An 11,113-nucleotide genomic window follows, 5' to 3' on the forward strand; every position below is an offset into this window, starting at 1 on the left:
GGGCCGAGCGCGCCATGGCTACGTGGCCCGTAGGCGCCCCGATCCCGCAGCATCATTGGCGTTCGATCTTCACGACCCGGACATCGAAGACCGCCGCTCTGACCTTGCCGGATTTGGTGGCGTGAGCTTGCTCGGCGACCTCTATCACCAGCTGCCGACGCTCCATCTTGCCGACGCGAAGAACTGGACCTGCACGGCAGAAGACCCCGGTGCGGTACGGCTGTTGGGAGGACGCGATGTCGGACGTGACAGGACGATTGCACCCACCACGGAGGAGACATTGTGGGGGCATGTTCCCGAGTCGCATCTGCTGGCCCCCGGTGACCTCTTGGTGCGTCCCGTCCAACACTCAACGGATCCTGGCGGGTTCGTCGTTGCGGAACTGACCCCCCAGAACCTCCCCGCGGCGGCGACTCACATGGCCATTCCGCTGAGGCCTCGCCCCGGTCTGGACGCGCAGCAGCGCCGCTTTGCCGTGTTGTTCCTGGGCATGCCGCTGGCCCGCAAGCTCATCGGACTGCAGGCGGGACTGTACTTGGGAGGCAGCAAGCTTCGGGCCTTGCCGATTCCGCAACCTGACGAAGCACTTGCCAAGGCGCTGGACGACGTCACCGCTGCGAGGACGCGTCTTGAGGAGTGGCGGGAGGAAGCAGACTCCCTGTTGGCCTCGGTGTTCCTGGACAGGACTGCGGCTGCGGCGCGGTCGCGGATCATCGCATCGGGCCGAGGTCTGCGGCTGCGTGTCGAGGCCGCATCGTTGCTGGACAACCTGGGCCACACGGTGCGCACCCGATTCCCCTACCCTGTCGCCTCCCGCTGGCGTGAGGCTGAGGCCCAGACAAGCGCCGGACCATCGCAGGGCGCTTACGCGGCCGTGCTGGACACGACCGAGATTCTGTTGTGCTACACGGCCCAGTTGGCATTGGCACTCGCCTGGTCTTCGGGTATCGAACTCGAATCGGCCACCGCCATCAAGGACAAGCTGTCCGCTGGACGTGGTGGTCCCGGGTTCGGTGAGTGGGCCTTCGTCCTGCAGGAGGTCTCCACCAGCCGCAAACTGCGCGCTCTGCCACCAGGACACCCGCTTCACGACCTGCGGTCTCTGCTCGACAACAAGGAGACCGCCCAGGCTCGCCAACGACTCAGCGACCGCCGTAACGACCAGGCACACCTGCGGCGGATCGACCCTGTGGACCTGCCGCGGGCTACCTCAGAGGCCCTTGCCGACCTGACTTGCCTGTTGGAGGCGGCGAGGTTTCTCGCGGACTGGCCTCTCCTGCACCTCACGACCGTCCGCTGGGATTCACTCACCCGGACTGCCGCACTCGAATACCGTGAGCTGGCAGGCGATCATCCGGTCGTGCCGACCCGCACCATGACGGTGCCCCGCAACGACCTCGAGGCCGGCAGCCTCTACATGCGCGACAGCGACCACGAGCTGCACCTCCTGCGCCCGTTCCTGGTCGGCCGGGACTGTCCTACGTGCCGGCTGTGGTCCACCTTCCACGTGGACCGTGCACCCAAGGACAAGGTCATCCTCAAGAGCCTCGAGCACGGACACGTCGTCGAAGACGCCTCGCCGGTACTGCGGGCCAGCCTGGAGCATGTACAGCTGCTGTGACCCGCCCAGGCTTGTCGCCAGCCCCGGGGTGCCCGGCAGGTTCACTCGCCGCCTGCGTGGCTCTGGTTTCTTGCGGAAGCAGCGTGCAGGCCGGCCGGGAGGAGGTGGATTTCCCGAGCGCGTACTCAGTGCGGTCCGCCCTCTGGCCGCGCCGTCGGGTCGGGAGGGGACGGACGGGCTGGGTCAGGCGTGTTGGACGGGACGGGGGCGGCGTGGTGTCCGTGGAGCCGGTAGACCATTTCGTCAGGTGCGTGCAGCATGCGGGCCTGCCGCCAGGCCGTGTCGTAGGACAGCGGCGTCTTGCTTCGCCGTTGCAGGAGCAGGGCCTGCAGGCTGGTCAGGGGGGAGAGCACGGCTCTCCAAAGGACAAGCTTCACGGTGAGAGTCCTTGTTCGCCACGTGCCAAGGGCCGTGTGATGGACGTCAGTTGGCGGGCGCCTGCGCCGCGGATGATGCGCTGCCGTTGAGCGCGGCGACGGAGTTGAGCAGGGCGAGCATCGCCCGCTGCTGCTTGTCGGCATCGCTGAAGCCGTCGCCGAGTTGTTCCCACTGTTCCAGCAGCGGATACCACCACTGGTCACAGCCTTTGATCGTGCGGGCCAGGCGTTGCAGCGCGGCAGTCTCCTCGTCCGGGAGGCGTCCGGGGTGGCGTTCGAGACGGTCGAGCACGACGAGGCCGGGGTGGTCGTAAAGGTGTGTCTTGAGGAACTGCAGGCGCCGGATGCGTTCGGTGTCCGCTGTGCGCTGCGCGAGACGTTCCCGGGACTCCGGCGACAGACGCAACACCACCTGGGTTGCCAGGATCCGATAGTGGCGGTTGCCCTCGTGCGAAGCGCCCAAAGCGGCGTTCAGGGCGTCCTGGGCAGCGGGCAGGTCGGCGGCGTCCCAGCGTGCCGCCGTCGCGGCGGCCTTCTGATGGACGTCGGCGCGGACGAGGTCGTCGAGGTTGGGGCGCAGGCGCAGTGTGGGACGCCAGCGCAGCGTGTAGACCGCTTCGAACGGGATGCCGGGGGTCGCGCTGGCCAGCAGCCGTGGAAGCGGGCAGGTGGTGGTGCGTTCCGCCCGCTGCCAGGGCCACCTCATGCCGGGTCCCTCGTGAGAGAGAACACCGGCTGCAGACGGTGGTCGACCAGGTGCTGGTAGAAGTCCTCGCCGGCGTTGACACCCTGGGGCGTGGTGACGTCGGCCAGAGCCTTCATCAGCTCCATGCCGGCGTGGAACATGTTGTGACCGCGCAGCGCCGGCAGAAGCTGGTCGCGCAGGCGACCGTAGGAGGCGGGGTCGGGCGCGCACGTACGGATCCATCCGGTGAGGTACGGGATGGCCTCGGCCGTCGTGTCCGGACTGCTGAGGAGGTCCTGCAAGGCCCGCTGGACGTCGATGTCCGGCGCGCGGTCGGACATGAGCCAGGGCATGCCGTCGTCCTGGACGGGCATCAGGGCCAGAAAGGCCAAGCTCCCGCTCTTCGCGGATGCCTGGGACTCCTGCCAGTCGCGGACTTCGGCCACCAGCCGGGCGGTGCCCGTGGGCCGGCTGGCCAGTTCTTCGAAGGCCTTGAGAACGTCACGGCGCAGGTCCGGCTCGCTGGTGGTGTGGGCGATGCGCCGCAGTCGCACCATGGCCCTTTTCGCCGTTGACGCGTTGGCGGCGTCGTCGTGCAGGACGCGGCGGCAAGCGGAGATGACGGTGGGCGCGTAGGGCTTCTGCTCGGCCCAGCGGTATAGAACGTCCCAGGCCAGGCGTCCGACGTGTTCGTCGTGGACGGTTACGTCCAGGACGGCGCTGAGGAGGTCGGGGTGGGATTCGCGGGCGATGGCGCCCAGGGTGGTGAGGTGGGCGGTCGTGCCGTGGCGCAGGACCAGGGCGGACAGGGCGGCAACCGAGAGATCGGCCGTGCTGTAGCCGGCGGCGCTCTGCACGAGCCAGGCAAGCATCGCCTCGCGGATGGCCTCGTAGTTGTCCCAGACGTACTCGAGGATGGCCCGGCCGTAGGCGGGCCGGTCGAAGAGCACGGTGTCCTGGGAGCCGACGGCTGCGCCGACGTCCTGGATGCGGCGGCGCAGCCCGCGGCCGGCGAAGGAACTCTGAGTGGGTGAGAGGCTCGACCTGGTGCCCGCGTCCTTCGGGGCGAGGGCTTGGTGTAGGGCGCGTGCGGTGCTGGCCACGATCGGCAGGGGAGCCGACTGGCGCACCGCCAGGGCCAGCAGCAGGCAGCGGTCCTCCAGCGTGAGGGAGCCCTTGACATTGTCGTGAGTGGTCGCCACCTCGCCGAAGAGCCCGTCGAGGTGATCCCTCCAGTCCGACAGCGCTGCGGTGATGCGGTCTTCCAGGCTGAGATAGGCGTCGGCCGGTGCAGACCGGGGGAGGGCCGCTGAGGTGCAGGCGTCCTGCAGGCGCTTGTGCTCCTGCCACGTCATGACGATGGTGTTTGCGGCGCGTACGGCTGCCATAGCGTGCAGTCCCCGCAGCGAGGCCACGGCTTTCGGGAAGGAGCGAAGGTCGGCGACGAGCGGCGCATGCCCGGCCGCGTTCAGACGGGTTTCCACCACCCGCAGGGCATCCGGAGGCTCGCTGAGATACACGACCTGTACACCCTTGCGGGTAGTCAGCCGGTCGTCCCACAGCTCCTGGGCGACCGTCAGCACGAGGTAGGAACGGGCATCCCCGAGGTGGTCGGCGAATGTGCTGAGGGCATCGAGGAAATCCGCCGACGGCCGGTCGCTCTCGGGATCCTTCAGGTCCAGCTGGTAGGCGTGCTCTTCCTCCAACGGCAGCCGCCCCTGGCTCGGCGCATTCCAGTCCCCGTCCAGTTTGACCAGCGTGGTCGTACTGTCGGTGTGCTCAGCCAGAAGCCGCAACGCGAAGGTCGTGGCGCCGAAGGAACGGGGTGCCACCACAATCACCACACGCTGCCGCGGTCGCGGCGCCTCCGGGGTGAGTGCCTGCTGCCAGGCTTCGGCCCACTGCCCCTCGCAGACGAAGGGCCGGCTCAGGACCTCTCCGCGATCGATCCGCACGCCCTCCAGCAGGTCCAGCTTGCGCGTTTGGCTGACGAACTTGTTGATGCTGCCGGCGACCACGTCGACTCTGCCGTACAGATGAGTGCCGGCGCCGTTGGTGAGGAGTACATCCGGCACGGCATCCGCCGGGCCTGCGCCCGCGTGCGGGCCTTTCGACGAGCCCTGCGGCAGGACGCTGCTCGGGGGAGAGTTCTCTGGCCGGTCCGCTTGCCGCCGCCACGGCGGCCGCCAGCCGCCGGATCCATTCGGCTCCGGCTCACCGGGCTGGGGGATGGCTGAATGATCTGGCCCTAACGGCCCGAAACCCTGTTCTGACATGCACTGCCTCGTCTGTGATGGGGGAGCGGCGGACGCTGAGTGCGAGCGTTTCAGCGCCCAGGACTGTTGTGGTAGTAGGTGCCGACGCTGCCGATGACGTTGGTGTCTTTCATGGACCCCAGGAACTGCATCGTGGTCCCGGAATCTGCAGGGGCCGGCGGCGGATCAGCCGGGACCGCGTCGGCGGCCGGGGGCCGTTCGGTGATGTAGCCCTGCAGCGTCTCGGCCGCCATCCCCGGGACGTGAAGCTGGCAAGGCTGCTCGAAACTCTTGCCCTCAACGCGCGCGACAGCCGTCAGGAAGTGCGTCTGCTGCAGGTGCGGCGTGCGCCCGGCGTGCACGGTGCGGTCGAACACCGGTCCTGACAGGACGGCCGCGACGTAGGCTCCGTGCTTCGTGGCCGCGGTCATGGCCTGCCGCACTGCCTGGCTGTCGACCAGGCGGCAGGCCTCGTTGATGGCGTCGCCCCGGTGGTCAGGCAAAGAGAGGGGACCGACGTGGACGCTGACGCGGACCCAGATCGCAGATCCGCCGCGCAGCCGGGACTGGTCGTAGCGAGAAAGAGCCGCGTTCAGGTGGCCGAGCAGCGGGTCCACCAGTCGTGCCGTGTCACGCGCCGGCACCACGCAGATGGCGCCGTCGCCGGTGTCCCGGTAAGCGCCCTCCCGCGACCGGGGGTCGTCGAGCCCGCTGTGCGGGAAGACCGTGTTGAGGATGATGTCATCCAGGTCGGCGCGGATCGGAGCCATCTTCGCTTCGGGTAGCTGGCTGTAGTTCCTCATGTCGACGACCAGGAGCGCATGCTCCGGGGGTACGTCGAGACTGTCCGGAAGGACAGATGCATCCATGGAAGCCGGGCCTTTCAGTCATGGCGGTCACAGCAGGTGCCATGCTGATTTAGGCCTTCTGCGGGTGGTGCCCAGGAATGGGCATCACTGTGATGCTGTGCGTCACGTTGCGGCGCGGACGTGCCGTCGGATGGCCGCGATGTCGCGCACCACAAGTCCCCCGCCGGGGGTCGTGTCCAGCCAGCCGTGCTCGCGCCACGGCCTGAGAGCGGTGCCGACAGCGTTGCGGGAGGCACCGATCATCTGGGAAAGCTCGGTTTGCGTGAGACGGACCGACAGCTCGCGTGTTGTCGCTGAGGAGAGGTCCGCCAGGCGGGTCAGGGCCGAGGCAAGCCGGGCAGGAACCGACGCCGTGGCCAGCTCGAGCCGCACCGACTCCGCCTCACGTACGCGGGCGATGGCATGTCGCAGCAACGGCGCCAGCAAGTCGTACTTGTCCACGAAGGCGAGGAAGTCCGCGGCCGGGACGATGTGTACCATGCAGGTCTCCGCCGCAATGACCGACGCTGAGCGGGGTTGGGAGTCCAGCACCGCCAGCTCACCCAGCAGTTCACCGGCTCCCCGCACGGCCAGCAGCGTCCGTTCCCCGCTCTGGCCGGTCAGCGTCACGAGCGTGGAACCGGAATCCAGCAGGATCACATGCGTCCCGGGATCGCCCTGCCGTAACAGCACACTGCGCGCCGGCCGCGACCTCCGCGGTGCGAGATCACGCAACTGAGACCACAACTGTTCACCGATCACCGTGATGTGCGGCTGATACACAGTCCCCCCAGGTGTGGCGCCCCTCACATTCGGATGGTCTCAACATGGCATGTAGGTGATCAACAGCCCAATTCCGGCCACCGTCAGGGCAATCCCCACCAGATCCACCGCCAGACGGACCGCCCGGAACTTCCGCCGCGCCAGAACAGCCATCACCGACAACCGCTTCTCCGCCAGGTCCCGTTGGCGCGCACTGCTCATCTCGGCAAATGAGGCCACCAGCAACCCGGCGTCCGCTCCCCGCCGCAACCCGAGCAGTTCGTCAGGCGCACCGGCCGGGGGAAGAACCGGGCGCAGAGCCCACAAGGCCGCGCCTACCGCCGCCGTCAACAACAACGAGGTGGACAGCAGCGCCACCTCAAGGCCGCTAGGGGCATTCACCCCGAACAACATCGCCACGCCAGCCGTCAGAAATCCCGCCGCCGCCCCGCACACAGCAGTGGCTTTGGCATCCGCTCGCTGCAGCTCGACGACCATGTCGGCAGCCATGGCCCGCAGCCGCAGCACCTGCTGCCCGTCCGCCCTCGCCACGTCACCGGCCCTGCGCCCCATGACCACCCCCATGCATCTCCAGGCGAAGCCAACCGCCGCATTGATGACTCGACTGTCCTCTGCTCTCCTTCCGGGCGGTGCCCACCAGCGGGCCCCGTGCGGGCGTTGTAGGTCACGCAAGGGCGAGTGAGGCAGCAGAGGGCGCGGCGGGCGTTGACTTCGCTGTCAGGGTTCGACGTCGATGCCGTAGTCCGCGGCCAGGCTGGCAAGCCCCGTGTCGTAGCCCTGACCGACAGCACGCATTTTCCAGCCCGAAGCGTGCCGATAGATCTCCACGACGATGGAGACGGTCTCGCTCGAAGTGAAGGGTGCTGGCTCGAAGGAAAAGTTGGTGCCCGAGGGTTGGGTGGTCTCCGCACGCCATATGGATTGCTGGTCGAAGACGGCCGTAGGCTGTGCTTCGAGGCCGATGCTGGCGATGACGGCGATGCTGTGGACGTCGGCAGGGATATGGGGTAGTTCCGCGGTGATGGCGGCTGTGCTGCTGTGGACTCCGTCTTGGTGGGGGTGGTTGTAGAAGACGAGATCGTGGTCGCCGCGTACTCTGCCGTGGCTGGTGAGGAGCACGGCGGAGACATCGACGGGTGCGCCGGTGGTGATGAGGCGTACCGTGACGGCTTCGGCTTCCAGAGGGGCGTTCGCCCCCTTGCTCAGCGCCCTCCCGGCGCTTTGCGGGGCATCACGGTGGCTCTCGGTCGGCCCGGCGTCCGATCGCTCTGAGGGCAGGTTGGTGTTGGTGAGCGCGGCCAGGGTGTGTTGGAAGACGGGCCAGCCTTCGGCTTCTCCTCCGGGCCAGACCAAGGCCAGCCGCGTGGAGCCGAACTGTTTGGGTGTGGGGGGTTGGCCGAGGGCTTCGTGGAGCTGCACGTAGCGCAGACTTTCGACGGCCAGGCAGCTGAGTTGCCATTGCCGTCCGGCTTCTTCGGGCTGGTTCATGCGCAGATCGTCGTCGACGGCGATGCCGCCGAGCGCGGTGTAGACGCGGCGGGCGAAGTCATGGCCGTCGCCCCCCGGCAGGAGACGGGCCGGGCGCTCCTGCTGGGTGGGTGCGGGCTCGCCGATCGCGGTATACAGCGCGCCGAGGTCGCCGCCGGTCCACTGGTTGGCCGTGGTGGTGGCGAACTGGGCGAACTGGATCAGGGTGGGCGGCCTGCTCTTCGCGGCCACGTGCCGGTGATGGGCGCGGGCGACGTCTTCCAGCGCGGTGCGCCAGCGCTGCTCAAGGTAGGTGTCGAAATACTGCTCGGCCCAGGCACGGCGATGGCGGGTGACGATGTCGCGGACCCGCTCGAAGCCTTCCCTGCCGCTGCCGCGGCCGCTGCTGTAGCTCATGGTCAGGCTGAAGGAACCGACGTCCGTGTCCACCGGGAGCTTGCTGCGTCGCTTGACGATTGCCTCCTCCGGTCCCAAATGCCGTTCAGCGGTGCGCAGTTCCTCGAAAAGGTCTGGCGAGACGGGGCAGCCGGTATCTCGCAGTGCGGCGAGGGGGCGGCTGTAGTAGTCGGCCACACCGGACAGTGGGGCGCGGGAGTAGGGGCCTTCGCACACGAACCAGGCGGTGAGCGCGACGCCGTGCCAGAACTCCAGGGCCGGGCCGAGGGTTTCGGCCATCAGCTGGTGGGGTTGTGGGTTGCTGACGATGCTCTTGGCGTGCCGCTGCAGCGTCACCGACTGCCACAGCCGGTCCACCTGCTCGTTGACCGCAGCGGGCAGCACCTGCCGGTACAGCTGCTGGGTGAAGCCGTGATCGTCCGGCACGAAGGCCATGATGCTGTCATCGACGAGTCCCCACAGCGACCGCATGCCGGGGCGTTGGGCGGCGTGCGCCTGGTCGAAGGCCGTCCACCAGTTGCGCAGGGCTGCCACGCGTTCCTCGACGGGAGAGAGGGAGGTCGGGCCGCCGAGGAAGGCCGCGAGCATTGCATGAATCTCGTCCTCCGGGATGCCCGCCTCGGCCGCCATGCCGGCCGCCTGGGCGGACATCCCCACATACAGGCGCGGCTCAGGCAGTGCGGTGATGACCTCCTCGTCCGGGTGCGGCGGCGCCTGAAGGTAGTCCATCACGGCCAGCCAGTCGCCGGCGAAGTAGCCGGAGATGACCGGCTGCAGGGCGCGCGTCAGCACCCGGCGCGCCAGGACAGTGCCGGTCTTAGCGGCCTTCTTCGCGAAGGCGGCCATCAGGGCCTGCAGCTGCAGGCTGCGGTGGCGGGTGGCCAGCTGCATCGGATCGACGGAGGTAAGAGAGTCCAGGAGACGCAGACGGGCGCGTTGCTGCCCGGGCCGGTCCAACCGGTGCCAGCCGCCGCCGAAGGTGAAGTCCTCCAGCGCCTCGTCGGCAATGCCGAGCAGGCGGTAGCCCTCCTCAATGCCGGACCACAGCCGCCGCTGGTCGTCGATGGTCTTGGCCGGGCCCGTCGGCCCGCACCCGGATCGGATCGATCAGTGTCTCGAACAACGGGACCAGCACCGACCACAGCAACACCGCGTCGGCCGACCCGTCCACCAGGATGATGCCGGCCGAGTCGTCCGCGGCCAACGTCAGCGCGTGAGCGGGCCGTTGGCGCACCAGGTGCGGCAGATTCACCGCCCCGCCTTTCAGTGACATCTTCTGCGGCAGATACCAGGCACCGCGCCGCTGCTGCTCCTGAACGCCGAACGCCTCGGCGCACCATGCCCTCTGCCGGGCGGTGAGTCTCAACACCTTGACGCTGTCCGCTGCCTCCGGCCCTGTCCCTTTGACCACCGAGGCCACCCGCCGGCCGGCCAGCGCCGCGGCCAGCAGCCGGGCCGCGAGGGCGTCGAGCTGAGCGAACCGCTGCTGCCGACCGGCAGCAGCCTCCAGGGCAAGCCAGTCCTCGGGAGACGCGTCGAGAGCAGGCTGCCACCAGCGCGACAGATCACCGGCCACCGGTCAGCCTCCGCATGTACTCGACGAACTGCTCAAACGGCATCGGCGTCGCGGTGTTCTGCGCGTAGACGGCGTAGCGCTGCGCCATCAGCTGCAACTCCCGCTCCGTCCTCCGGGCCTCCACCCGGTCCAGGTCGTGCACGACCCGCTGCTCCACACGCCCCTGCTCGTACAGCACGAACGCCTCGACCCCGCCCAGGAACGCACTGTCAGATGTCTCCTCTTCAGCGTCGTCACCACCCACGACGCCAGCCTCCAGCGTGTCGGCATCGATCAGGGGGACGTCGAGCAGCAGCGCGGGATCCATGTCGTTGTCCTCGCACATGCCCTCCAGGTGGTCCTCGAGGCCGAGTTCGGCATGGCAGACCACATCCAGGTACTGCTGATCGGCCGCCAGACCGGGATGCCGCAGCACCCGTACCCCGCGCCCGATGAACTGGTAGAACTCGCCGAAGCTGCCGTAGGGGCGCACGGGCACGACCACGGTGATGGGCGGGAAGTCGTAGCCCTGGCCGAGCGTCCGCAACTGCACGATGCCCTGCAGATCACCCGCGTCCGACTCGAAACGCCGCCGGGTGGCTTTGATCGCCGACGCCGACATGCTGTGGTGCAGCGTGGCGCAGGAGATGCCGTGCTCTTCGGCAATCCGGGCGATCTGGTGGGCGTGGGCATGCCCCAACGCCGCAAACAGGACCCGGGGTTTGACGGGGGCCAGCAGCTTGGCCTGCGCGTCCAAACAGGCCCGTGTCACGGCCATCACCTGCCGGATTGAAGCATCGGACTGCGCGGTGATGCGGGCCATCTTCCGCTCGTCTCCGAGCGCGGCCAGCAGGGCGTCGCGGCCCACGATCTGCTCACGCCGCCCGTCGGGCCACACCGCCTCGTACACCGTCGCCGCCGCATCCGGGGCGAACCGGTGCACGCGCAGGTTCTTCGCCGAGCCATCCGCGATGGAATCCACCAGCCGGTAGCGGTAGACGACATCGGCGTCGATCGGCTTGCCGTCCAGACGCTGGAAGCACGCCGACATCAACAGCGTGCGCGCATCCCGGAAGTGGGCGAACAACCGCTGATAGGAGGCGCT

General features: G+C 68.4%; 9 protein-coding genes. 1 reads left to right on the forward strand and 8 read right to left on the reverse strand.

Features of this window, described 5'->3' with window-relative positions; genetic code table 11:
- The first annotated feature begins 55 nt into the window (after positions 1-55).
- Positions 56-1,621, forward strand: coding sequence for a restriction endonuclease subunit S domain-containing protein (locus tag GBN72_RS07960; protein ID WP_151770839.1), 1,566 nt, complete (start codon positions 56-58; stop codon positions 1,619-1,621).
- 423 nt (positions 1,622-2,044) lie between these two features.
- Here the strand turns inward: GBN72_RS07960 and GBN72_RS07970 are convergent, their stop codons facing one another.
- The 8 genes from GBN72_RS07970 to GBN72_RS08000 form a co-directional block, all read right to left on the reverse strand.
- Complete coding sequence (locus GBN72_RS07970; protein WP_246212313.1) at positions 2,045-2,704, reverse strand: hypothetical protein; 660 nt, start codon at positions 2,702-2,704, stop codon at positions 2,045-2,047.
- Positions 2,701-4,758: a hypothetical protein gene (locus GBN72_RS07975; RefSeq protein WP_246212314.1), complete on the reverse strand. Its 2,058-nt coding sequence runs from the start codon at positions 4,756-4,758 to the stop codon at positions 2,701-2,703. Before GBN72_RS07975 ends, GBN72_RS07970 begins: the two co-directional genes overlap by 4 nt.
- Positions 4,759-5,009: 251 nt before the next feature.
- Positions 5,010-5,741 (reverse strand): hypothetical protein, encoded by a 732-nt coding sequence (locus tag GBN72_RS07980; protein ID WP_246212315.1) that lies wholly within the window; start codon positions 5,739-5,741, stop codon positions 5,010-5,012.
- Between the two features lie 168 nt (positions 5,742-5,909).
- Positions 5,910-6,569 carry a Crp/Fnr family transcriptional regulator gene (locus GBN72_RS07985; RefSeq protein ID WP_151770842.1) on the reverse strand — a complete coding sequence of 220 codons (660 nt, stop codon included), beginning with the start codon at positions 6,567-6,569 and terminating at the stop codon, positions 5,910-5,912.
- A gap of 39 nt (positions 6,570-6,608) precedes the next feature.
- Positions 6,609-7,133 carry a Pycsar system effector family protein gene (locus tag GBN72_RS07990; RefSeq protein ID WP_151770843.1) on the reverse strand — a complete coding sequence of 175 codons (525 nt, stop codon included), beginning with the start codon at positions 7,131-7,133 and terminating at the stop codon, positions 6,609-6,611.
- 153 nt (positions 7,134-7,286) lie between these two features.
- Positions 7,287-9,344, reverse strand: a complete 2,058-nt coding sequence (locus tag GBN72_RS07995) for a TerD family protein (protein ID WP_246212317.1) — start codon at positions 9,342-9,344, stop codon at positions 7,287-7,289.
- Between the two features lie 139 nt (positions 9,345-9,483).
- The gene (locus tag GBN72_RS35125) at positions 9,484-10,029 is read right to left on the reverse strand and encodes a hypothetical protein (protein ID WP_246212319.1); all 546 of its coding nucleotides are present in this window, start codon (positions 10,027-10,029) and stop codon (positions 9,484-9,486) included.
- Positions 10,019-11,113: DEAD/DEAH box helicase (locus tag GBN72_RS08000; protein ID WP_281371475.1), on the reverse strand; the 1,095-nt coding region annotated here is incomplete at its 5' end. The genes GBN72_RS35125 and GBN72_RS08000, both read right to left, overlap by 11 nt.

This window comes from Streptomyces abyssomicinicus (assembly GCF_008974245.1).
Taxonomy (GTDB): domain Bacteria; phylum Actinomycetota; class Actinomycetes; order Streptomycetales; family Streptomycetaceae; genus Streptomyces; species Streptomyces abyssomicinicus.

Bases quoted from the DNA above. Each gene is read 5' to 3' on its own strand.
- GBN72_RS07970 (WP_246212313.1), bottom strand. From the start codon at position 2,704: ATGAGGTGGCCCTGGCAGCGGGCGGAACGCACCACCACCTGCCCGCTT.
- GBN72_RS07980 (WP_246212315.1), bottom strand. From the start codon at position 5,741: ATGAGGAACTACAGCCAGCTACCCGAAGCGAAGATGGCTCCGATCCGC.
- GBN72_RS07990 (WP_151770843.1), bottom strand. From the start codon at position 7,133: ATGGGGGTGGTCATGGGGCGCAGGGCCGGTGACGTGGCGAGGGCGGAC.
- GBN72_RS07995 (WP_246212317.1), bottom strand. From the start codon at position 9,344: ATGCAGCTGGCCACCCGCCACCGCAGCCTGCAGCTGCAGGCCCTGATG.